The sequence below is a fragment of the Veronia nyctiphanis genome (genome assembly GCF_004116385.1).
GTDB classification, from domain to species: Bacteria; Pseudomonadota; Gammaproteobacteria; order Enterobacterales; family Vibrionaceae; genus Veronia; species Veronia nyctiphanis.
Genome location: NZ_PEIB01000008.1, coordinates 90,670 through 114,968, shown reverse-complemented (window position 1 = coordinate 114,968; position 24,299 = coordinate 90,670). Strand labels below are relative to the sequence as shown.

16 protein-coding genes and 6 pseudogenes are annotated in these 24,299 nt (G+C 45.6%); 10 read left to right on the top strand and 12 right to left on the bottom strand.

Annotation, left to right across the window (positions count from 1 at the left end):
* Window positions 1-152: 152 nt before the first annotated feature.
* Window positions 153-1,016: a DUF2989 domain-containing protein gene (locus CS022_RS08800; RefSeq protein ID WP_129121974.1), complete on the top strand. Its 864-nt coding sequence runs from the start codon at window positions 153-155 to the stop codon at window positions 1,014-1,016.
* 18 nt (window positions 1,017-1,034) lie between these two features.
* On the opposite strand, the gene msrB is transcribed toward CS022_RS08800, so the two are convergent.
* Complete coding sequence (gene msrB / locus CS022_RS08795) at window positions 1,035-1,427, bottom strand: peptide-methionine (R)-S-oxide reductase MsrB (protein WP_129121973.1); 393 nt, start codon at window positions 1,425-1,427, stop codon at window positions 1,035-1,037.
* 423 nt (window positions 1,428-1,850) lie between these two features.
* Between msrB and gap the strand changes: the two genes are divergently transcribed.
* The 5 genes and pseudogenes from gap (at window position 1,851) to CS022_RS08770 (ending at window position 9,162) form a co-directional block, all read left to right on the top strand.
* Window positions 1,851-2,846, top strand: a complete 996-nt coding sequence (gene gap / locus CS022_RS08790) for a type I glyceraldehyde-3-phosphate dehydrogenase (RefSeq protein ID WP_129121972.1) — start codon at window positions 1,851-1,853, stop codon at window positions 2,844-2,846.
* Window positions 2,827-3,831 carry a D-hexose-6-phosphate mutarotase gene (locus tag CS022_RS08785; RefSeq protein WP_235869337.1) on the top strand — a complete coding sequence of 335 codons (1,005 nt, stop codon included), beginning with the start codon at window positions 2,827-2,829 and terminating at the stop codon, window positions 3,829-3,831. The genes gap and CS022_RS08785 overlap by 20 nt, the downstream gene beginning before the upstream one ends.
* Before the next feature lie 492 nt (window positions 3,832-4,323).
* A pseudogene (locus CS022_RS08780) lies at window positions 4,324-6,256 on the top strand (PrkA family serine protein kinase).
* A gap of 44 nt (window positions 6,257-6,300) precedes the next feature.
* Complete coding sequence (locus tag CS022_RS08775; protein WP_129121971.1) at window positions 6,301-7,572, top strand: YeaH/YhbH family protein; 1,272 nt, start codon at window positions 6,301-6,303, stop codon at window positions 7,570-7,572.
* 45 nt (window positions 7,573-7,617) lie between these two features.
* Window positions 7,618-9,162 carry a SpoVR family protein gene (locus tag CS022_RS08770; protein WP_129121970.1) on the top strand — a complete coding sequence of 515 codons (1,545 nt, stop codon included), beginning with the start codon at window positions 7,618-7,620 and terminating at the stop codon, window positions 9,160-9,162.
* A 64-nt stretch (window positions 9,163-9,226) separates the two neighbouring features.
* Here CS022_RS08770 and fadR read toward each other — a convergent pair whose 3' ends face one another.
* Entirely contained in the window at window positions 9,227-10,078 is an 852-nt protein-coding gene (fadR, locus tag CS022_RS08765) for a fatty acid metabolism transcriptional regulator FadR (RefSeq protein ID WP_129121969.1), read from the bottom strand.
* A gap of 461 nt (window positions 10,079-10,539) precedes the next feature.
* On the opposite strand from fadR, the pseudogene nhaB reads away from it, so the two are divergent.
* Together nhaB and dsbB are read left to right on the top strand one after the other, a co-directional pair.
* A pseudogene (gene nhaB, locus CS022_RS08760) lies at window positions 10,540-12,125 on the top strand (Na(+)/H(+) antiporter NhaB).
* An 80-nt stretch (window positions 12,126-12,205) separates the two neighbouring features.
* Window positions 12,206-12,744: pseudogene (gene dsbB / locus CS022_RS08755) on the top strand (disulfide bond formation protein DsbB).
* 57 nt (window positions 12,745-12,801) lie between these two features.
* On the opposite strand, the gene CS022_RS08750 reads toward dsbB, so the two are convergent.
* Complete coding sequence (locus tag CS022_RS08750) at window positions 12,802-13,200, bottom strand: (deoxy)nucleoside triphosphate pyrophosphohydrolase (RefSeq protein ID WP_129121968.1); 399 nt, start codon at window positions 13,198-13,200, stop codon at window positions 12,802-12,804.
* Window position 13,201: 1 nt separating this feature from the next.
* Window positions 13,202-13,846 (bottom strand): UPF0149 family protein, encoded by a 645-nt coding sequence (locus CS022_RS08745; protein WP_129121967.1) that lies wholly within the window; start codon window positions 13,844-13,846, stop codon window positions 13,202-13,204.
* A 138-nt stretch (window positions 13,847-13,984) separates the two neighbouring features.
* On the opposite strand from CS022_RS08745, the gene CS022_RS08740 reads away from it, so the two are divergent.
* Window positions 13,985-14,665 (top strand): Rossmann-fold NAD(P)-binding domain-containing protein, encoded by a 681-nt coding sequence (locus tag CS022_RS08740; protein ID WP_129121966.1) that lies wholly within the window; start codon window positions 13,985-13,987, stop codon window positions 14,663-14,665.
* Window positions 14,666-14,741: 76 nt separating this feature from the next.
* On the opposite strand, the gene CS022_RS08735 is transcribed toward CS022_RS08740, so the two are convergent.
* The 3 genes and pseudogenes from CS022_RS08735 to CS022_RS08725 all read right to left on the bottom strand — a co-directional run bounded on the left by CS022_RS08735 (window position 14,742) and on the right by CS022_RS08725 (window position 17,113).
* Window positions 14,742-15,506 carry a TerC family protein gene (locus tag CS022_RS08735; RefSeq protein ID WP_129121965.1) on the bottom strand — a complete coding sequence of 255 codons (765 nt, stop codon included), beginning with the start codon at window positions 15,504-15,506 and terminating at the stop codon, window positions 14,742-14,744.
* A gap of 175 nt (window positions 15,507-15,681) precedes the next feature.
* Window positions 15,682-16,656 carry a tRNA dihydrouridine(16) synthase DusC gene (gene dusC / locus CS022_RS08730; RefSeq protein WP_129122001.1) on the bottom strand — a complete coding sequence of 325 codons (975 nt, stop codon included), beginning with the start codon at window positions 16,654-16,656 and terminating at the stop codon, window positions 15,682-15,684.
* Between the two features lie 17 nt (window positions 16,657-16,673).
* Window positions 16,674-17,113, bottom strand: a pseudogene (locus CS022_RS08725) (YcgN family cysteine cluster protein).
* Between the two features lie 193 nt (window positions 17,114-17,306).
* On the opposite strand from CS022_RS08725, the gene CS022_RS08720 reads away from it, so the two are divergent.
* On the top strand, window positions 17,307-17,582 hold the full coding sequence (locus tag CS022_RS08720) for a YkgJ family cysteine cluster protein (RefSeq protein WP_129121964.1): 276 nt from the start codon (window positions 17,307-17,309) through the stop codon (window positions 17,580-17,582).
* Window positions 17,583-17,665: 83 nt separating this feature from the next.
* On the opposite strand, the gene CS022_RS08715 is transcribed toward CS022_RS08720, so the two are convergent.
* The 5 genes and pseudogenes from CS022_RS08715 to CS022_RS08695 all read right to left on the bottom strand — a co-directional run bounded on the left by CS022_RS08715 (window position 17,666) and on the right by CS022_RS08695 (window position 24,286).
* Window positions 17,666-18,124: an FKBP-type peptidyl-prolyl cis-trans isomerase gene (locus CS022_RS08715; protein ID WP_129121963.1), complete on the bottom strand. Its 459-nt coding sequence runs from the start codon at window positions 18,122-18,124 to the stop codon at window positions 17,666-17,668.
* 179 nt (window positions 18,125-18,303) lie between these two features.
* Window positions 18,304-19,041 (bottom strand): 3'-5' exonuclease, encoded by a 738-nt coding sequence (locus CS022_RS08710; protein ID WP_129121962.1) that lies wholly within the window; start codon window positions 19,039-19,041, stop codon window positions 18,304-18,306.
* 8 nt (window positions 19,042-19,049) lie between these two features.
* The gene (locus CS022_RS08705) at window positions 19,050-20,948 is read right to left on the bottom strand and encodes a DUF294 nucleotidyltransferase-like domain-containing protein (protein WP_129121961.1); all 1,899 of its coding nucleotides are present in this window, start codon (window positions 20,946-20,948) and stop codon (window positions 19,050-19,052) included.
* A 74-nt stretch (window positions 20,949-21,022) separates the two neighbouring features.
* A pseudogene (locus tag CS022_RS08700) lies at window positions 21,023-22,629 on the bottom strand (BCCT family transporter).
* 351 nt (window positions 22,630-22,980) lie between these two features.
* A pseudogene (locus tag CS022_RS08695) lies at window positions 22,981-24,286 on the bottom strand (dicarboxylate/amino acid:cation symporter).
* Window positions 24,287-24,299: the final 13 nt, after the last annotated feature.

The following is a 24,299-nucleotide window of genomic DNA, read 5'->3' as shown; positions in this document are numbered from 1 at the left end:
ACGTATTTCGATGCCTCCTTAAATTTCGCTTGGCCAAAAACAACGTTTTGAGTTTTTTACCCTTGCTGCTTACAGGTCAAAAAAATAAATATCGGGTAACTTTACGCTAAAGTTTATGTAATAAAACAATAAATAACGCGAGATTAGGCCTGATGAGAGAACATGATAAAGGCATCTATAGATCCAACTACAAATGTGTGGTCTTGTTACTCCTATTTGCTGTCGCAGCGTGCACAGATAACCACCGCAGTACAACACAGCTCTGTAATGCGAACACAGAGCTTTGTGAAAAGCTGAACATGAATGACAATCAATGCAAAGACGAGAGGATGGCCCTCATCTGGCAGCGTCTGGAGTCAAAAGAAAACCCCAAAGACATGGTCAAATTTGCTGAGCTGAAATTGACCAAAATCTACATTAGATGCATGACAGTTTCAGCGCAAATTCAAACGACGACGCTGAAAGAAAAACTCTCGAAACGGTCTGTTGCTTTATTTCACGCCAAAGACTCGGAAGGAAGACTCGAAAAGGAGTTACAGGAATCACCGCTTCCTGAAATTATTTTGTACCGCTGGAGTCAGGGTGATCAGAAAGCGTTAGAGCAATACTTACGCCTTGAAGACACCCCATACCTTGACTCGACCGAACTACAACTTGGTCTCGCCAGTTATTATGTCGACAAAGATAAAGCGCACGCGGCGTATATCTTGGTCAAAGCCTTGACTTTCTACGACGGAGAGCCAGGTGAAGAAAGAGACAAATCAGTGCCAGAGGCGATTAAATCACTGGCCACCAACTACCATGCTCTGGGAAAAATTGAGAACGCGTATTTCTGGGCCATGGTTGGGAACTATCTTGATCTACCCGTTGCAGGCCCGAAAAAACTGGAATTCATGTATCCTATGGAACCAGAGACTCGCGATACTCTCGACGAGCTCGCTAACGAAGTGTCCAAGTCGATAAACAGTGGCTCATTCACATTCAGCATGGTGGAACACTTTACTGAAGAGGAGTGACGGAAACTGAATCAATTGTTAATTGTTATCACCTTCAAAGCCCAAAGAGATAGAGTTTACACAGTAACGTGTGCCTGTTTCCGTCGGCCCATCATCAAAAACATGCCCAAGGTGGCTGTCGCAATTTGCACAACGTATTTCAGTCCTTATCATTCCGTGGCTGCTGTCTTTTAGGTATTTGATCGCACCATCAATGGAGGCGTCGAAACTTGGCCATCCACAGCCCGAATTGAATTTAGTGTCAGACGTAAATAATGCAGTGTGACAACAGACACATTGGTATACACCAGCTTCGTCATTATGCAACAAGGTTCCGCTAAACGGCGCTTCTGTCCCGCCAAGTCGGCACACTTTGTATTGTTCTTCCGTCAGCTTTTCTTTCCATTCATCGCTTGAAGGCTTAGTGAGCATATGTCCTCCTTGAGGAACAGTTACAGGCTTAGTGATACCCATATTTGACCTGAAATTTTCCGAATGATTTCACCAATAATCAATCGCTTTTGAAAGGTAATAACGAAACAATTTAACACATTGGTTCACTGTCTCACTTATCAAACGTCAGGATATCGCTGAAAGAACGATACTTCACGATATGGAATTTCAGACATTTTCGTTTATTTCATATACAGAAGCTTATTTGGAGCGATATCACGGAAATCATTGATATAAAATAATTTTATAAAATTCTAATATTAATTTATGACATGTAATTAAATTTCAATGATAATTTGACTTGAGGCAAGTAAGTTCCGTTTTTTGCTTGCATGGCGGTCATGATTTCTGTAATTTTACACCAGTTTCAGTTCACTAGAAATTAAGTTGTGGAGCAACATAATGACTATCAAAGTTGGTATTAACGGTTTTGGTCGTATTGGCCGTTTCGTATTCCGTGCATCTGTAGAACGTAATGACATCGACGTTGTTGCAATTAATGACCTGATCGACGTTGAGTACATGGCATATATGCTTAAGTACGATTCAACTCACGGTCGTTTCAACGGTACTGTAGAAATTCAAGACGGCAACCTCGTCGTTAACGGTAAAATCGTTCGCGTAACTGCCGAACGTAACCCTACAGATCTTAAGTGGGATGAAGCAGGTGTAGACGTAGTTGCTGAAGCAACTGGCCTGTTCCTAAATGACGAAACGGCTCGTAAACACATCGAAGCTGGCGCGAAGAAAGTTGTAATGACTGGTCCTTCAAAAGACGACACGCCAATGTTCGTTATGGGTGTTAACCAAGAAACTTACGCAGGCCAGGACATCGTTTCTAACGCGTCTTGTACTACTAACTGCTTGGCACCAATCGCTAAAGTACTTAACAACAAGTGGGGCATCGACTCAGGTCTGATGACTACTGTTCACGCAACAACAGCGACGCAGAAAACTGTTGACGGTCCTTCAGTGAAAGACTGGCGTGGCGGTCGTGGTGCTTCTCAGAACATCATTCCATCTTCAACTGGCGCTGCTAAAGCTGTAGGCAAAGTAATTCCTGAGCTGAACGGCAAGCTGACGGGTATGGCCTTCCGTGTACCAACTGCTAACGTTTCTGTTGTTGACCTGACTGTTAACCTGAAAGAAGCAGCTTCTTACGAAGACATCAAAGCTGAAATGAAGCGCGCATCTCTTGAAGAGATGGCTGGCGTACTTGGTTACACTGAAGATGCAGTTGTATCTCAAGACTTCATAGGCGAAACACTGACTTCTGTATTTGATGCAGACGCTGGTATTGCTCTGACTGACAAGTTCGTTAAAGTTGTATCTTGGTACGACAACGAAATCGGTTACTCAAACAAAGTTCTGGACTTGGTTGCTCACATCTCTAAGTAATCATCCGCCAGACCTGCTGATTATTCAGCGTGTTGAGCAGACAAAAGGCGACCATCAGGTCGCCTTTTTAGTTTCTGTTATAGGCAATCCACACGACTGCAGAGGCACTATGGATATCTATCAAAAACTGACCAACAAAAAATCCTTTTCCGAATACCTGACCCTGTGCGCACTTGGTAACATTGAGGCAGTGCACATACATCATCCCAAAGCATCAGCAATCGTCTCTCTGTTCGGTGGCCACGTTCTAAGCTACCGTCCAGCAAGAGAAAAAGATTTGATTTGGATGAGCAGCCGCGCCGATTTTAGTGGAAAAAAAGCACTGCGAGGCGGTATTCCAGTCTGTTGGCCTTGGTTCGGAAAATTCAGAGCTCCAGGTCATGGTTTTGCCCGAACCAGCCATTGGAGTATCGCCGAGTTTACTGAGTCTCCACAGTACGTTTCACTCTCGTTATCTCTAAAAAGCAGTGAAGAAACGTTGAAAATATGGCCGTTTGAATTCCAGACAACGTTAAAAATTGAAATCAGCGACGCCATGAAAGTATCGCTTGAAGGCACAAACACAGACAGTAAAGCATGGGATATGGGAGGTGCATTACACACCTATCTCTCTGTTTCAGACATCTCCTCCACTTCAGTATCAGGCGTGGGTAACGAGTTTATTGACGGCACAAATGGAAATGAAGTTAAGCCGTCATCAGGCACCCTGTCATTTGATGAAGAAACTGATCAGGTCTTTTTGCGTCCAGAAAATAGAGTGATCATTAATGACGCTAGTGCTTCTCGCAGAATTACTGTCGACAACACAGGCAATAATTGTGTGGTTGTTTGGAACCCATGGAAGACATTGTCTTCAAGTATGGCAGATATGTCTGATGACGGGTTTCGTACCATGGTGTGCGTTGAGTCAGCAGATTACAACTCAAGTCTCACCTTACAGCCGGACCAGAGTCACGCAATTACTACTGAAATTTCACTACGTTAATTTCTCGGAGGGTGGCGACGCTCTCCTACATTACTCCATTCGTCATTCTTAGAGAGATTTATTGGCACTCAAAATAACGAAATCAGGACAGTCAAATGCCTGCGGGTGCATATTAAAACTGCCATATCTCGAAGCGTCCCAAACCGTTAATTCCTGACTCAATGTCCCAAATCGTTCAAAATACATCCAGACCAATGTAGCAGCTTTCCCCAAGCACTAATATTTTAATTTACAAAAGTTTATCGGCATTCACACTTTACCCATCGTTCAAATTTTGTTCTTGAAGATAAATTTTTAGGGGGGGATAGTAAGTTAATAGAGCGAAATGTGTACAAACTATCCGCGCTCACATTTGTAAAAAATCGTTATAAAAAACAACCAATTCACAACTACAAAACAAGCAGTTCGGTCTAATCTTAAAAGAGCAAAGGATTTAAATGTAAACACGGCAATATCCTTTTTTATCAGTAAAGCGTTTTGGGGGGCAGGACCATGAGTATTTTCGACCACTATCGTCAACGCTATGAAGAAGCTAAAGACGAAGAATTGAGCCTTCAAGAGTTTCTGGATCTGTGCCGCGAAGACCGCAGCGCCTATGCCAATGCAGCTGAACGCCTATTAATGGCGATTGGCGAACCGGAAATGATTGATACCGCAATGGATCCGCGTTTGAGCCGACTCTTTTCTAACCGAGTCATCTCGCGCTACAAAACCTTTGAAGATTTCTATGGCATGGAAGATGCCATTGAGCAGATTGTGTCTTATCTCAAGCACGCTGCTCAGGGTCTCGAAGAACGCAAACAGATCCTGTATTTACTGGGTCCAGTCGGGGGTGGTAAATCATCACTGGCTGAAAAACTTAAGAGTTTAATGCAGAAAGTACCCGTCTATGTCTTAACCGCCAACGGTGAACGCAGCCCTGTAAACGATCATCCGTTCTGTTTGTTTGACGTAACCGAAGATGGCGATGTGCTTGAGAGTGATTTTGGCATTCCACAACGTTATCTTCGCACTATCATGTCACCTTGGGCAGCTAAACGCTTCATGAATTTGGCGGCGATATCACCAAGTTCAAAGTTGTCAAAGTCCGTCCATCTGTTCTTGACCAAATTGCTGTCGCCAAGACAGAGCCGGGCGATGAAAACAATCAAGACATCTCATCGTTAGTGGGTAAAGTAGACATACGTCAGCTTGAACACTTTGCACAGGACGATCCAGATGCCTACAGCTACTCCGGTGCACTGTGTAAAGCAAATCAGGGCTTGATGGAATTCGTTGAGATGTTCAAAGCCCCAATTAAGGTCCTCCACCCTCTGTTGACGGCGACTCAGGAAGGTAACTACAACGGTACTGAAGGGCTGTCAGCCTTGCCATTTGATGGAATGATTCTCGCTCACTCAAATGAGTCTGAATGGCAAACATTCCGTAATAACAAAAATAATGAAGCCTTTTTGGACCGTGTGTATATCGTCAAAGTACCTTACTGTTTGCGCGTCTCGGAAGAAATTAAAATCTACGATAAACTGTTGCAAAACAGTGAGCTATCAGCCGCACCCTGCTCACCGAGTACGATGGATATTCTCGCTCGCTTCAGTGTCCTATCAAGATTGAAAGACCCTGAGAACTCGAGTATTTTCTCAAAGATGCGTGTTTATGACGGTGAGACACTTAAGGATACCGATCCTAAAGCGAAGTCATACCAAGAATATCGCGACTATGCAGGCGTTGACGAGGGTATGAATGGCCTGTCTACCCGTTTCGCCTTCAAGATTCTATCCCGCGTCTTCAACTTTGATCACTCGGAAGTCGCAGCAAACCCTGTTCACTTGTTTTATGTACTCGAGCAACAGATTGAACGTGAACAGTTCCCGCAAGAGATTGCAGAGAAATATCTCGAGCACCTGAAGGGGTACTTGATACCGAAGTATGTTGAATTTATCGGCAAAGAAATCCAGACAGCATATCTTGAGTCGTACTCAGAATATGGTCAGAACATATTTGACCGCTATGTCACCTATGCTGACTTCTGGATTCAAGACCAAGAATACCGCGATCCAGATACTGGGCAACTGTTCGACAGGTCGGCGCTCAATAGCGAACTGGAAAAAATCGAGAAGCCTGCTGGTATCAGTAATCCAAAAGACTTCAGGAACGAAATTGTTAACTTTGTACTTCGCGCCAGAGCCAACAATGAAGGTAAAAATCCAGTTTGGACCAGTTACGAGAAACTGCGCACGGTTATTGAGAAAAAAATGTTCTCCAATACCGAAGAATTGCTACCAGTTATTTCGTTCAATGCGAAAACATCAACCGAAGAGCAGAAAAAGCACGACACTTCGTCGCTCGTATGATGGAGAAAGGCTATACCCGCAAACAAGTGCGACTGCTCTCCGAATGGTACTTGAGAGTACGTAAGTCCTCCTAAGGACAGTATTCAGGAGTAATGATGAACGAATACGGGGAGAGCTTATGGCGCATTTTATCGATAGAAGGCTCAACGGTAAAAATAAAAGCACGGTAAACAGACAACGTTTTTTACGCCGCCACAAGCGGCAGATAAAAGATTCGATTGCTGATGCTGTGAACAGCCGCTCGATCACAGATGTCGACAGTGGTGAGAGCGTAACTATACCCTCCCGGGATATCCGGGAGCCCACCTTTCGTCAGGGTAAAGGAGGACAGCGCGATGCTGTCCACCCTGGTAACGACCAATTTATACCCGGCGACCGTATTGATCGTCCACCCGGTGGTGGCGGTGGTGGTGGAGCCGGAGAAGGAAACGCCAGCCCTGATGGCGAGGGGCAAGATGACTTTGTTTTCCAAATATCAAAAGATGAATATCTGGATCTGTTGTTCGAAGATTTAGAGTTGCCAAACTTGAAGAAGAACCAGATGAACAAGCTGGTTGAATGGAAAACATTTCGCTCAGGTTTCAAAGCAACGGGTGTACCTGCAAATATCGCTATCGTTAAGTCACTTCAGAACTCACTGGCTAGACGCACCGCAATGACCGCAGGTAAACGGCGCAAGCTACGAGAACTTGAGGCTGAACTTGAGACGCTTAAAAGCACTGAGCCAGCCAAACCATTGGAGGAAAAGCGCGTTCAAGAAGAAATTCAGGCTCTCAGAGACAAAATCTCTGCTGTTCCTTTCATTGATACATTTGACCTTCGTTATAAAAACTACGAGAAGCGACCACAACCCAGCAGCCAAGCAGTCATGTTTTGTTTGATGGATGTTTCCGGTTCGATGGATCAAGCCACAAAAGATATCGCAAAACGTTTCTATATTTTGCTTTATCTGTTCCTGACGAGAACTTATAAAAATGTTGAAGTCGTTTTTATACGTCACCACACGCTTGCGAAAGAAGTGGATGAACATGAGTTCTTCTATTCTCAGGAAACGGGCGGAACCATTGTTTCAAGTGCTCTGCGTTTGATGGATGAGATCCTCAAAGATCGTTATCCATCAAACGAATGGAATATCTACGCAGCACAAGCCTCGGATGGCGATAACTGGGCGGACGACTCACCGGGTTGTCGGGAAATACTTGAACAAAAGCTTTTGCCTGTTACTCGCTATTACTCGTACATAGAAATCACCCGCAGAGCACACCAAACACTCTGGCGTGAGTACGAAGCGCTTGACGAAGCGCATGAGAATTTTGCTATGCAGAATATTCGCACGGCTGACGACATCTTCCCTGTATTTCGAGAGCTGTTTAAAAAGCAGGTTGATTAAGAAGTCGCAGATCCACGTCCTGACGAATTGTTAAGGAGGACTCACATGGCTGTCGCATCGAAAAAGAAGAAAAAGACCCTGAGTGATGGTCCGGATTGGACTTTCGAATTACTAGACCAATATCATGTCGAGATTAAGCGCGTCGCTGAGCACTATAAACTCGATACCTATGTCAACCAGATAGAAATCATCACTGCTGAGCAGATGATGGATGCCTACTCGAGTGTGGGTATGCCAATCAACTATAGCCACTGGTCGTTTGGTAAGAAATTTATCGAGACTGAGCGTAACTACAAACATGGGCATATGGGGCTGGCATACGAGATAGTCATCAACTCTGACCCTTGTATAGCTTACTTGATGGAAGAAAATACCATCACCATGCAGGCACTGGTGATGGCTCATGCCAGCTATGGGCATAACTCTTTTTTCAAAGGGAATTACCTCTTCCAGACATGGACGGATGCCAGCTCAATCATCGATTATCTGCTGTTTGCGAAGAATTACATCAGTGACTGCGAAGAAAAATATGGCGTAGATGAAGTCGAGAAACTCCTAGATTCTTGTCACGCACTAATGAACTATGGCGTTGATCGTTACAAACGTCCGCAAAAAATTTCAATGGCAGAAGAGGTTGCAAGACAAAAAGCACGCGAAGATTATTTACAAACACAAGTAAATGCTCTTTGGAGAACCATTCCCGCCAGCGAGAAAAAACGGGAAGTGCAAGTTGACCGTTTCCCTTCTGAACCACAAGAAAATATTCTCTATTTCTTTGAGAAACACGCTCCGTTACTTGAACCTTGGCAACGTGAAATCGTCCGTATCGTGAGAAAAGTAAGTCAGTATTTCTACCCTCAAAAGCAAACTCAAGTGATGAACGAAGGGTGGGCGACATTCTGGCATTACACCATTCTCAACCACATGTACGACGAAGGTTTAGTAACAGACCGATTCATCATGGAGTTCTTACATAGCCACACCAACGTAGTTGCTCAACCGCCGTACAACAGCCGTTATTACAGTGGTATCAACCCATATGCGCTTGGCTTCGCTATGTTTCAGGACATCAGGCGAATTTGTGAAAATCCAACGGACGAAGACAAGTTTTGGTTCCCGGATTTTGCGGGAAAAGACTGGTTGGAAACCGTGCATTTTGCCATGCAAAACTTTAAAGATGAGAGCTTCATTAGTCAGTTCCTCTCACCCAAAGTCATGCGTGATATGAAGTTTTTCGCCATCAACGATGATGACAGACAGAATTTCATCGAAGTGATGGGCATCCACAACGAGGAAGGCTATCGTCAGATAAGGGAGAAGCTATCTGCACAGTACAACCTGAGTAACAACGAACCCAACATACAGGTTTGGGATGTTGACCTGCGTGGTAATAGGTCTTTAACACTCAGATACGTCCCACACAATCGAATTCCTCTGAACGACACGTATGACGAGGTACTCAAACACGTTCATCGCCTTTGGGGTTTCGAAGTCGTTCTGGAAGAGGAAATGCCAGACGGCAAAGCCAAGATTATTGCGACTTGCCCAAAGCGTCCTCAATTCGATCCAGACCTGATACCCGGCAGCTAGAAACACCTTGTGGAAATAAAAAAGAGGCTCATTAAGCCTCTTTTTTTGCATCTTAGGGAAAAGGTTACGCTTCTTCTTCTTCCATCAAATGGCTTATTGTGTCTCTGTTCGCCAACCAGAGAGCCCCACTCTCTCGGCCGTACTGCTTTAAACGTACTGCAATTTCTTTGTTGTTACCAGAAGCAATCAGTTCAAGAAGATCACGATAAAAGGACAATGCAATCTGGCACGCACGCTTATCCATAAAGTAATAACCGCCAACACGTGCATATATCTTACGCATTCCGTTCATGGTCAGTATATATATCTTGTTACCGGATGCTCGCGCCATTCCCTGAAACAGCATGTAGTCATAGTGGTTGAATGCTCTTGCCCAACAAATCTGTTCACAAAGTTCAGGGTTTGACTTACCGAAACGGTCGATAATCTTCTTGGTTGTCGCAAGAATATCGGCCTTTTCTTCGGTGTTTTCAATGAAGCTGTTAAAACTTTCGCTTTCCAGCAAGCGCTCGCAGTTATTGATAATTCTCTCAACCAACGCTATCGAATATTCAGGCTTGTTCTTAGCAGCGTAGCGCATAAAAACACCACCAATATCTGTTCTCGCAGAAAGGAGGTTTTCAAGCACACCATGAACATCTTGCCCTTCGAGGGTGACGAGGGTATCTAAAATGTTGAGGCCAGACGTGTTCATGTAATCGTTGACCCGAGTTGGCTTACCGTGCTGGATGGTCAACCATCCATCTCTCGCGAGTCGCTGCAATACTTCGCGTAGTGTTGTCCTCGTGACACCAATCAGTTCCGACAGCTCTCTTTCTGCAGGTAAGATGGAACCCATAGGAAAGTGATTATTCCAGATACTTTCGATAATATACTTCTCAGCAAAAGTTGCTGGGCTGTCCGCCTTGATAACCATTTATTCGTATTTCCGCGTGAGTTCTTGATGTGATAATCTACTCATCATACCACTTTAGAGGTATATCAAGAAATACAATCCATGAAATGCCTGTAGGTGGAACGACGTAAATGCAATACTGATCTCAATCAATGCGGACACGACTTCTCCAAGTAAACTGTAACTTGTATAGTTTGCGCGGCTTTTGTGAGCCGAAACTTGTAAAACTTTAAGATTTGTTTGGAAGCTATCTATTTTCTATAAAAGTCGCACCAATGTGGGCCAATTTGACGCTTAAACTTGTAATGTAACCCGTTACATAACGTCGATAGGCTTGTTAAAAGGATTGTTAGCATTGCGTCGTCTCATAATAAACAGCACTTGCCACACCACACAGTCGCTGCTAAAACGAGCAACAGACCTTTCTGCTGAGTAATACTCCAAAACCGACTTGCCACTCTAAAAATAAATGAGATGTAACTATGGCTATTTCGCTAAGAAATGCGCTTATCAAAAATTTCCTTGGTAAGGCACCAAGTTGGTATAAGATGGCAATTGTGTCATTTCTGATCATCAACCCCATCGTTTTGCAATTGACCCTTTTGTTGCAGGTTGGTTACTCGTTATTGAGTTTATCTTCACCCTCGCAATGGCACTCAAATGTTACCCGCTGCAGCCCGGCGGCCTTCTTGCGATAGAAGCAGTCGCAATTGGTATGACAAGCGCAGACCACGTCAAACATGAATTAGTTCAGAACTTTGATGTCCTCCTCCTCTTGGTCTTCATGGTTGCCGGTATCTACTTTATGAAACAGCTGCTGCTGTTCATTTTCACCAAGATATTGCTCGGCATTAAATCCAAGGCCTTACTGTCCTTGGCCTTCTGTTTTTCTGCGGCCTTTTTATCCGCTTTCCTCGACGCACTGACTGTTATCGCCGTTGTGATTAGTGTCGCCGTTGGCTTCTACTCCATCTATCACAAAGTCGCATCAGGTAAAGAGTTTGGCTCAAACCACGACCACACCAGCGATGATCACCTACGTGATGAGCTCAGCCGTGATGACCTAGAACGATACCGTGCATTCCTTCGCAGCCTGATGATGCATGCTGGTGTAGGTACAGCCCTTGGCGGTGTAATGACCATGGTAGGAGAACCACAAAACCTCATTATTGCTGACAATGCTGGCTGGGGCTTTGGTGAATTTGTTATCCGCATGCTTCCCGTTACATTACCCGTGCTTTTCTGTGGACTAGCTACCTGCTTCTTGGTCGAGAAATTCAAAATCTTCGACTATGGAAGCAAGTTGCCGCAAAACGTCCGAAACATATTGGTCGAGTTTGATCGTGCCGAGCGTAAAAAGCGCACCAACATGGATAGAATGAAGCTGGTTGCTCAGGGGTTAATCGCAGCCTGGCTTGTTATTGCTCTGGCTATGCACTTAGCAACTGTTGGTCTTATCGGTCTAACGGTCATCATTTTGGCAACGTCATTTACTGGTGTCATTGACGAGCACCAAATTGGTAAAGCCTTTGAAGAAGCACTGCCATTCACCGCGCTACTCACCGTGTTCTTCTCCGTTGTTGCTGTAATTATTGATCAAAAGCTTTTCACGCCTGTCATCGAGCTGGTGCTATCGTTGGACGGTCATAGCCAGCTGACTATGTTCTATATCGCCAATGGCCTCCTCTCTATGGTTTCAGACAACGTATTCGTTGGAACCGTTTATATTACAGAAGTGAAGAAAGCTCTTGTTGATGGCCTGATTGACCGTCAACAGTTCGAGTTACTGGCTGTAGCCATCAACACAGGTACTAACCTCCCTTCTGTGGCAACACCAAACGGACAAGCGGCATTCTTGTTCCTATTGACGTCGACGCTGGCTCCTCTTCTGCGTTTATCTTATGGCAAGATGGTATATATGGCTCTTCCTTATACCATCGTACTAGGGTTAGTCGGCTTGGCCGGAATCGAGTTACTGCTTATGCCGATGACGGATTGGTTCATGGCCAATGGATGGATCACTGAGGGTGTGACATCTGCTGTTGGAGCTGCATCTTCTGGTCATTAATCATTGACCTTTAAAGCAATACCCTTTTCAATAAAAGCCTTGGAAACAAGGCTTTTTTCTTTTTTGGATGTATCACCATTATGCGTTTCATTTTCCAGATATCTAAGGGTCGACTCGCTTGGGGCTTGTTACTGGCCATTACGCTTGCGTTTGAATCAATAGCGCTTTATTTTCAGCATATTATGAACCTTCAGCCTGTGTGATGTGTATTTATGAAAGGGTGGCGATGTTCGGTATTGCTGCGGCTGCTCTGGTTGGCTTACTTGCACCTGAACATTCCGTGTTTCGATGGTTAGGGCTTATCGGATGGGGGATTTCCGCTGGCTGGGGAGCGAAGCTCGCTCATCAGCATGTAGAGTATCAGTTCCCGGACCCAACGGTGTTGTTTGGCCCAACATGTGAACTCTTCGTTACCTTCCCAAGCTGGGCTCCACTGAATATCTGGTTTCCCAATGTCTTTGAGTCATACGGTGACTGTGCACACATCGTTTGGCAGTTTTTAGGGTACTCAATGCCACAATGGCTGTTAGGAATATTTATTGCGTTATTCGTGGCCTTCGTAATTGTGTTTGTTAGCCAGCTTGTCGGTCTTTTCAAAAAACAGCACATCAGCAGTTAACTCTCACTAACCATATGAATACGGGCCCCTAAAACACACATACAGGGGCTCAATAGTCTATTTTGAAAGGTAGTGCTTCAGCAATGCGGTAACAGGGATATCGGCATCGCTTAATTGATACGCTTTCACTTCGTTCTCATTAACCCAAGCCAGATTCTGGTGATATCGCAACTCAATATCACCATCTATCCATCGGCATAGATAGCTACATAGTAGAATCGATTTGTCTTCATAATGATGGAGTGTCTCCACGATTTGCTCAGACACCTCCACCTTGATGGCTAATTCTTCATCCAATTCACGTTCGAGAGCCTGTTGATCGGTTTCACCAGGTTCGACCTTACCACCTGGAAACTCCCAGAGCCCTTGTTGTCCATTTTTGTCGCGCCGCTGAGTCAGCAACACTTTCCCACTTTTAACGACAACACCTGCGACAACACGAATAGGAGAAATCATCTCATCCTTTCCCACAGCACTTTTTAAATTTCTTGCCACTGCCACAAGGGCATGGGTCATTGCGGCCAACCTCTTTATAAGGATTTACAGAGCTAGAGCCATGGCCATGTTGAATATGATCTGCAGCAACAGATACTTCGGCAATCATCACTTCTAATTGGCGGTAATAACTGGCTGGGCTTGGCAACGCCGTTAAACCAGCTTGTTGCATCTGCTCCAGCGTACCTGCCTCATCATTTAAAAACATCATTGTGGTCATCAACGCAGAGAGCATTCTTCGGGTACCGTCGGGCATATTGACACCTTGCCAAGAGGGTTCAATGATTGGCCAGACAGACAAAAAGCCCTCAGCGAAAAACTGATGTTGTTCACTGATTTCTTGGTCTACATTCAATGTGACGGGTAAACGGTATTCACCTCTCATCAAAGTCGCGTATTGCTGCTCAAAATGGGTCATCACTAATTTTTTAGTGGATTCAGATAGCGGCTCAACATTGTCTTCGGTTACCCCGCCCGTCACAATGAGCGGAAGCCACTGGTCAGGATTTAAAGGAGCAGGCGACATGTTTGCGGCAAGGAGCACACCTTCAATAAAGGATGGCGGCATTCCATCCCAGTTTTCATCCATTTCTAGCAAAATTGACATATATTGTCTCTTAGCATCAAAAAGCTCTGATCTTAGTTCAGGTGCAATCAATACTCAAAGCCTGATGTACAGTTCATGTCGTGCTGATTGAAAACCAACGTTATGATTAACTGTCAAACAAGGAAATAAGGATATTTCATGGTATCGTCCAGAACGGTTATAGTCGCAGGCGCGACCGGGCTGGTTGGTGATGAACTTCTTCACCAGTTAATGGGTGACCCTGATGTCGCTCAAATCCATGTCGTCACCCGACGCCCGATAAATATCACTTCCGACAAAGTTGTATTCCATCAAAACCGAGAATTGGCTGTCACCCACTGGCAACCTCAATGGCCTGTTCCATTGCAAGGTTATATCTGCCTCGGAACCACAAAGAAAGAAGCAGGCGGGAAGAAAGGGCTTGAGGATGTCGATCTTCACCTTGTCGTTAAAGTCGCCAAGATGATGGCAGTGATGGGCGTTAAACACCTTGCTGTGGTCTCAAGCGCGGGGAGCCATCGATGGTCGCCCAGCCACTATTTACGCTGCAAGGGTAAAATGGAAATGGCATTGAGAGGGATGGGATTCGAAAGACTTCTTATTGCTCGTCCCGGCCCTCTGCTCGGCGAAAGACAACGCCCAAGAGCCGACGAGAAAATACTGCAACAATGGTTACCTGTTTTTTCTTTTGCGTTCAAAGGCCCTTTGGCGAGTCTGGAACCCGTTAAGGCCGTTGACGTTGCTAAAGCGATGATGAAAGGTTTATCAGAGCCTCACTGGCCTGGACGTTCTGACCTTAAGATTGTTCCAAGCAAAACACTGCAAAACTACTCAGCCTAATAGCAAACAGGCAGAATCTTCGCCCTGCCTGTCATTTCAACCTGATTAGCAATTAATATCAGGTAACCCCTACCCTTCAGTGTCTCGCCATTTTTAAGGGGCGAATACGAATGATAGATCTTTTGTGCTTCTGTCTTTGCTTTTTCTGGAGCAGGATATGACAGGTTTCCATGATCATACCGAACGCCATTGCAAAGTAGACATATCCCTTGTTGAAGTGAACACCGAAGCCTTCAATCATCAACATTGCACCCAGCAATACCAAGAACAGTAAAGCCAGTGTTTTGAATCCAGGGTACTTCATCACATAGTGGTTAATCTTCTCAGCACACAGCACCATAATCGCCGCTGATGAAAGAATAGCTGCTACCATCAGTGGTATTTCTGATGTCATACCAACGGCAGTAATCACTGAGTCCATCGAGAAGACCGCATCGACTGCAACAATTTGTAGCAGAACTAAGGCCAAGCCCGCAGTGACAGTGCTGCCAGATTGTTCATCATGCGGCAACAACCAGTGACGCAGCTCCTTGAGGCTTTTCACCAACAGGAAGACACCACCACCAATCAGAATCAAATCCCGCCCAGTGAAGGAGAAGTCACCCAACGACACAAGCGGTGCCGTCAACGACATCAACCAGCTGATTGAGAAGACAAGCAGAATACGCACGACAACAGCAAGACCAATACCCAGATTACGGGCGAATTTACGCTGATGTTCTGGTAAACGTTCACAAAGTACTGAGATAAAGACAATATTATCGACACCAAGCACCAGTTCCAGTGCAAACAGGGTGGCGAGAATTACGAGAGATTCAGGTTGTAGGAATAGTTCTATCATTTTGCCGACTCCTGAATGTCAAAGGAGCGGATAATTCGGAAACAACTCGAGGGGTCGTCCATATATTGTTGTTTTTACCTCTTGGCTAGAATGAGCGTGATAATAGCCAGCGCGGAGCCTTAATGACAACAATCAATTTGTAACAAGAGGTAAAATGCGATTTAGTTATTATTTTTTAGACAATTAGGGACGAAGAGAGGCTGTTTGCAACCGTATCTCTGGCACAAATAATCTCATTGAGAATGGTCTGTTTGTCTTTTAACTGGCGAATATTCATAAACAACGGCTTCGCCTCAGGGTACTGGACCTGAAGGTACCGGAACCATTGTTTCACTCGATTCGGGTAATAAAGTCCTTTGTCCCCTTTGATTTCAAACTCAGAATACCGGACAAGTAGATTGAGTAATTCAGACCATGGCAGCGGTGCTTCCTGATCTTTAATATTTGCGCCTAGGTTTGGCATATTAAGCGCGCCGCGGCATACCATTAAGGTTTCACAGTTGGTCGCCGTTTGACATGCCATCGCATCTTGATGATTCCAAATATCACCGTTAGCCGTCACAGGAATTGATAGTCTTTGGTTGATATCACCAATCAAATCCCAGCGGATAGTGCCAGCGCGGTAAGCATCCGCTTTACTTCTTCCATGCACCACCAGCTCACTGGCACCTGCAAGTTGAACTGCATCTGTGATCTCGCGATAAGGTGAGCAGTCATCAAAACCAAGACGTATTTTCGCACTGACCGATTTGTCTGTCGGTACAGCGTCTCGAACAGCACGAATAACCTGATACATTAATTCAGGCTCTTTCAACAATGCCGCGCCACCTTTGTTACCGTTGACGACTTTTGATGGACAACCAAAATTGATATCGATGCCCGGCGAGCCCAGCTCAACCGCTAAAGCCGCATTTTCTGCCATGTATAGAGGAGATTGGCCAAGGAGCTGAATCCTCACAGGCGTTCCCGATTTCGTTTTGCCGCCATTATCGAGTTCAGGTGATACGCGATGAAAGACACGAGCAGGAAGTTTACGATCGACCACTCTCACAAACTCAGTGACACACATGTCATAGGGGTTTATTTCTGTGAGGATCTGACGCATCAAAGGGTCTAGTACCCCTTCCATTGGACCTAGGATCAAACGCATTGCAGTCACATCCTCATCTAGAGTCTGTTTGGATGATTCAAGATGTGGTCTTCCCATTCAATCACATCGATTTCATACACGACTTTTTCTTTGACTGACTCGTCGGCTGATGCATGGCCTCTTTTGATCCTGTAATCAGCGGATGCCATGTTGGCAAGCTCTTACCTTCGGCTAACAAGCGGTATGCACAAGTGTGGGGTAGCCAGTAGAAATCATCGATTTTGTCCCGAGTCAGCTTAATGCAATCTTCGTCATAGCTGAAACGATTAGGATAGTCCTTACATGAACATGTTTTATTATCCAGAAGGCTGCAGGCTACATTGGTGTAATAAAGCTCATCGGTTTCTTCATCAATGAGCTTATGCAGACAGCATTTTCCACAACCATCACAGAGAGACTCCCATTCTTGATCGGTCATTTCGGTTAACTGTTTCTGTTGCCAGAAGGGAGCTGTCATTGTCGTTTGTCCTGCTAATTGGATTTGGGCTAGCAAAAGGCGATGGTTATAACCATACTGACAGCAAAGTTCAAGTACAATCCTTCTGCCTTTCTTCCGGCATGTATGCCTATTGCGTCAGGATGGGCAATACTTTGCTTCTTATTGATAGAGTGATAAAGTCCGCACCAATTTCAATATTCGGGTAAGTTGTATGACCGGAGAAAATCTTTCTACGCATGTTGAATGCCGACTGGGCTGCGGTGCCTGTTGCATCGCGCCCAGTATTTCCTCTCCAATCCCCGGCATGCCTGATGGAAAGCCAGCGGGTGTCCGTTGCGTTCAACTCAACGAGAAGAACCTTTGTAACCTGTTCGGAAAGCCAGAACGTCCGGAGGTCTGCGGTCAATTCAAACCAGACACTGCAATCTGCGGCCAAAGCAATAGAGCCGCAATGGCATCATTGACGGAATTGGAAATATTGACCTGATTTGTGCTCATGATTTACTGAATATTCAGATAATAAAAAACAGCCTTTGTTGGCCGTTTTTTATTTGTTTGTAAGGGAAGGAATCAGTGCACGTGGCCATGACTGAGTTCTTCCTCAGTCGCATCACGCACCTCCAACACTTTGCCCACAAAGTGAAGGCCTTTACCCGCTAAAGGATGGTTACCATCAACTCTCACTTTCTCATCATCCGCGCTGACAACCGTGACCTGAATTTCTCCCTTTGGCCCACTCGCAGTGAAAATCATTCCGGGCTCAATGTTATCGACGCCCTGAAATGCAGCGCGTTCAACTTCCTGAACCAGGCTATCGTTTCTTGGTCCATAAGCTTCTTCAGCTTCGAGCTTCACTTCAAATTCTTCGCCTGAATCTTTGCCATCAAGGCACTTTTCGAGGCCCGGAATAACATGGCCTGCACCAAAGATAAACGCCAATGGCTCATCAGACTCGGTCGCATTAATCAATACGCCGTTGAGATCTTTTACCGTGTACTCGATGATGACTACTTTGTCTTTCTCAATCATTTCGCTCAATCCTTGTGTTAATTGGTATACATTTCTCAAGTAACGTAACGACTCTCGCCGCGTATGTGATTCTCCAGAGACAACTCATCACCAAGTCTAGTTGAAATTAGCTCTGCCACACGCCAATCATGAAAAATAATCTTTAGTTTCAATGCACTGCCAACAAAACAGGCTGCAACTCAACACCAGAGACCTCTGATAGGGTGAACTGGTGAATACCTGTGTGCCACTTGGGCCTGTAAAAGTTCCGCTGTCGCAATGGCGTCTGTCAGTGCATTGTGACCGCGATAAAATGGCAGTTTGTAACGGGTACGGCTATCGGCAAGTCTTATTGATGTCATTGGCTTTCGTGTTAACCAAGACATTACTTTGTGATACGGCCTACGATGAAATCGCGATTCGATATCGAGCGTGTCGACGACAGGAAATAACACACCTTCACCAATACGATGTTTCAAGGCTTGATCGAAAAAGTTGCGTTCAATTCGCCGATAGTGCACGACGACCATTTTTCCCGCCAATGCCTCTAAAACCTCTTCGAGAATTCCCTTCAGATCGGGGGCTTCCTCAATATCACTGTGTGTGATGCCATGAATCACCACAGATTCTTCACCGAGCGGTTTTCGGGGGTTTACGATCCAATGCCTTGCCTGCTTGCAGTAAATTCGTGACAGTGTAAATGGCACGAGGCCAATACTGACAATGTCGCTCTGTGACGGCTCAAGCCCGGTCGTTTCAAAATCCAGCGCCACAAATTCCACATCAGACAAATTCGTTGCGCCGTCGATGACGCCAGCTTGATAAAATCTTTTCAACCGCGGGTCCTTGGCGTTTTGACCAAGACGTTTATTGATTAACTGCCAATCGGGACCTCTCGGCCCACCGGACACTCTTTCATCTGAGCCTAAATACAACATGACTGTCGTCAGTTTCCCCGGTTTGGTTGATATCTAAATTTCAGAAAACTCTGTGCATTACTGAGGATCTGAAAAGCATCTTTTAAGTGGCGACGATCAAAATCAGAGAGGTTTTCAGGCTCAATGTTATTGTCCGGCTCCCGTTCCGCCTCAATATCAATGGCCTGGTGGCGAATGCGCACCGTTGAGATAAACTCCAGCGCATCTCTTAAATCCGCAGCGCGACCAACGGGCAAGACTCCAGCTTCGATAATGTCATCAAGCCGCTCAAACGAATTTTGCGCACGAGAATCAATTGCCAACGCATGAACACGAATAAGCTCAGCCAACGGTGCAGCACCACGTCGTTTCAGGTTGATGGAGTTTTTGTGCTGGCCATCCTGCTCCATCACGAAATTTTTGAAAAAGCCCAGTGGCGGCTTTCTTGTCAGCGCATTTCGCGCCATGCAGGCAAGAAAACGGTTATTACGACGTGCACGGCGACCGATAAAGGCTTTGAGTTGCTCCGCCCAATTGGTGGCTCCCCATACACCGTCGAGGTCAAAAAATATCGAGCTATTCAGCAGTGACTTGGGGTTGGGCTCATCAATCCAAGACGCAAATGTCTCTTCCCACTGGCTTCGCGTCTTACGCCACTCTGGGTTTGTTGCCATAATGCCGCCATTGCAATATGGATAACCGCACGCATCCAGACCGTCACAAACAAACGCTGACAGCGCCTCAAAATAGTCCAGATGTTGGTCAGGGTCATATCTGTCATCAAGAATAATCGCATTGTCTTGATCGGTGACAATAAGCTGCTCATCTCTTGCCATAGAGCCAAGCGCAAGAAAACAGTAGGCAACAGGCGGAGGACCAAGTTTCTCTTCTGCCAGTTCCAAAAGGCGCTGCTTGAAACTTCGACCAATCACAGCCATTGCACTGCCTATCATGTGTGAGTTGGCGTCTTCATTGACCATACGAACAAAGCAGGGCTGAACATCTTCGGAGAGAGACACTAGGTCTTCCACGGTCTGTTGGTTGAAGATACTACTCACAAGGAAGAGGCTGTTTTGTGATTCGTAACGCACAATGTCTGACATCGCTATCACGCCAATCGGCGTGTTGCGTTTCAAAATGGGTAAATGATGGACATTGTTTTTGAGCATTGCCAACATCGCCTCAAACACATACGCATTGTGATCGAGAGATATCACCTGCTGCGGCATGATATCAGCAATATTCACATCCGGTGACCGCCCCTCTGCCAATACCAAATTACGAAGGTCTCTGTCAGTGACGATCCCCACTAATGCCCCCGCAGGAACGGTGTCGTATTCGGTTTCGCCTTCGATAGGTTCACTTGATAGCACCAGTACTGATGAGACATCATCATTCGCCATTGCTTCGGCAGCTTCTTTCACCGTTGCTGTGTCGGTGACAGTGATTGGTTCGCGCATGATTAAGCTGCACACTTTGGATGTGGTCAAATCATTATTATCTTGATGGTTTTCAACCGCTTGCCTCAATCTTGCACGACCTTCAATCTCGACAAAGTCAGCAAACTGCTCAAATTCATCAAACAGGTTCTGAAAGACCGTATCGGGAATGAAGTAGATAAGGGTATCTTCCAACGCACGGGCAGGAAGTCGTACCTTTTTGTTCATCAGCAAGCCCATCTGACCGAAGAGATCACCTGCAGTCAGTCGGTTGAACAGCTCGCCATTGCGGCGAAAAATCTCAACAGCACCGCTGCGAACGACCGCGAGGTCTTTTATCGGATCACCAAATTTCAGGATTTCAGTGCCTGAACGAAAATAGGCTATCTCAATGTTCGTCGCGATATCGTCAATGGTCTCTTCCGGAAGCTCATCAAAAGGCGCATATTGGGATAAGAATTCGGAGATTTCTCTCTGTTCTGCTTCCACCGCTTTTCTCCAGAATCAATCAAGGCAGATCGATGATCTGCCTTGCAATGACAAGTTACTGCAGTATTTGCTTGTTAATCGCGTGGCTCGCTGGCCAGACCTTTAACAACAGAAATACATGCCACCAACAGTACAATAGTGAACGGGAAACCGGTAGACACTGCCATCGCTTGCAATGCCACCAAGCCGCCCCCAAGAATAAGCGCTATTGCTACTAACCCCTCAAACGTACACCAGAAAACTCGCTGTGGTGTTGGCGCATCAACTTTACCGCCTGCGGATATTGTATCAATCACCAATGAGCCCGAATCGGAAGAGGTCACAAAGAATACAACGACCAGAATAATACCGATAAATGAGGTAATTGAAGCCAACGGCAACGCATCCAACATGGTGAAAAGTTGAAGCGGCAGAGCAGCTTCCGTCACCGCCGTATAACCATCATTCACCAACTGGCTTATTGCGGTGCCACCGAAAGCCGTCATCCAAAGTACACAAGCCGTTGAAGGGATAAGCAGCACACAAATAATAAACTCACGCACCGATCGTCCACGTGAAACGCGTGCGATAAACATGCCGACAAATGGTGACCATGAAATCCACCATGCCCAGTAGAATGCAGTCCAGCCTTGAGAGAAGTTACTGTCTTCTCGGCCAAATGGCATAGAAAGCGCAGGCAAGTTTTGTAAGTAGCTACCGATGTTTGAGAAGAAACCACCCAGAATGGCAAGTGTTGGTCCAGCGACAATCACAAACAATAACAGCAGCAGAGCAAGAACCATGTTTATTTCGGACAATCGCTTAACACCAGCATCCAAGCCAGCGAGTACCGATGTCAGGGCTAGAATGGTAATAAACACAACCAGTACAATTTCTGTCGTTGCACCCGTTGGAATACCGAATAGGTAGTTCAGTCCAGCAGCGGCCTGCGAAGCGCCAAGCCCCAGTGATGTAGCAAGACCGAAAAGTGTTGCCACAACAGCAAGGATGTCGATGACATGCCCCACCCAGCCCCAGACTGATTCGCCAAACAATGGGTAAAATACTGAGCGTATTGTTAATGGCAGGCCCTTGTTAAACGAGAACAAGGCCAACCCTAGTGCGAGTACCGCATAGATAGCCCAAGGGTGGAGCCCCCAGTGATAAATTGTCGCTGCCATGGCAAGACTTTTTGCGGCTTCCGGGTCATTAACTGCGCCACCCAACGGTGACCAATCTGTTCGCACACCATTTTCTACACTGGTACCGCCAAATGATGAGGCATAATGTGATAACGCTCAGATACGCCATAAAACATCAGTCCTATACCCATCCCTGCGGCGAATAACATTGAAAACCAGCCAGCTTAGGAGTAATCAGGTTTTGCTTCTGTTCCGCCTAGTCTGACTTTACCAAGAGGTGAAACAACAAGAATCAAACAGACAAGCACAAAGATGTTACCGGCACTTAAAAAGAACCAGTCAAGATTAGATGTCAACCAGCCTCTTAAATCTGCAAAGAGAGGAGCAACCTGATTCTGGAACAACAGGGTTATTCCGACAAAAAGAATGATCGCAAAACCAGAGACCAGAAAAACCCGATTGTGGATATCAAGGCCAAATGGACCAATATTTAACGCAATGTTATCTTGCCCGACTTGATAATCGGTATCGATGGGGTTTACTTTCCCATCAGGTACCATCAACTCTTCATGGCTTTTGTCACTCAAAATACACTCCTTAACAAAGATTGGGTTTCCATAAGCCCCAATCGAGCTGGTTAAAAAATTTCCGCGATAGTAATCAGCGAATACCACACAGTTCAACAGCGGCGAAGTTTACCAAATGTTTCGCTCTCTAAGCATTTATCTTCTGAATTGTTCTGATTTAGCAATTATTATCATCCATGAGATCGCTGAAATCGCTTTTGAAACAGTCAAATTATCGGCACAGTGACCAAACATAAATACAACGCAAGGCGAAACGTTGATCCTTGTTTTTGTAATGTCCTGATACAAAAAAAGCGCTACTAAGCAGCGCTTTTCCCCTCATGATCAGGATACTTGAGAATAAAAATGTATTTCCTCGTCTTTTTCCCCTGCCCGCACATCATTGAAGATATCTTCGTTTAATGCGCCTTCGCTTTTGGCGACAATACACGTTACCGCACAGTCACCTGTAATATTCACGGCTGTCCGAATCATATCCAATAAACGGTCAACACCCATGATCAGGCAATGCCTTCTAGCGGTAGTCCCACCTGATTCAATACCATTGCCAGCATAACGAGACCGACACCGGGCACGCCCGCCGTGCCAATCGATGCCAGTGTCGCAGTCATAATGACAGTCAAATAATCACTTAATGCGAGGTCAACGTTAAACGCTTGCGCAATGAACACGGTGCTACGCCTTGCATCATCGCTGTGCCGTCCATATTGATCGTCGCTCCCAACGGGATGGTAAATGACGCAACACGGTTATCTGCTCCCATTCTGCGGGTTGTCGTTTCCATTGAAACTGGAATCGTCGCATTTGATGACGCCGTTGAGAGTGCAAACATTACTGCGTCTTCCATCTTTTTCAGGAAGATTTTAGGGTTAAGCCCCGTAAAAACTCGGAATAATGTGGTGTAGGTGACCATGGCATGAATAAGTAACGCACATACCAAGACCATAAAATATTCGAAAAGGCTGAGAATGGCCGAAAGACCAATGGTCATAAACAATTTCGCCATCAAGCAGAAGACACCGTAAGGCGCTAAATTCATGAGTAGCGCAACCAGCTTGAGAATGACCTCATTAAGATCCTGAAAGAAGCTGGCAACACGTTCGCCAGGTTTACCTGACGCACTGATTGCAATGCCGAACAGAACAGCAAAGATGATGATCTGGAGTGTATTGCCCTGAGCCATCGAACCAATCGGGTTGGTCGGGAACATATTGATGATCACTTGAGACAAAGATGGAGCTTCAGAGGCTGAAAAAGCCGCAGTAGAAGATAAGTCAGCCCCCTCACCAGGCCCAACCAGCAGCGCCAATCCCATGGCCAGAGAAATCGCAAGCGCAGTCGTACTTAGGTAAAAAGCGAGGGTTTTTCCGCCCAGTCGACCCAAAGTCGCAATATCTTTCAGCGCACTCGTACCGCACACCAATGAGACAAAAACCAGCGGTACAACCAGCATTTTCAAGCTCGCAACGAAAATTTTTCCGCCCACATCAAAGAGCCCATCAACAAGATAGTTTTGAACAATTGCCGATTCAGGAAACAAAAATCGAATAGCAAAACCTGAAAGAATGCCAATAACCATGCCCAGCAGAACACGGGTGGTCAGGGATAACTTTTTCGTTTGCACTGTCATTGCAAACTCTCCT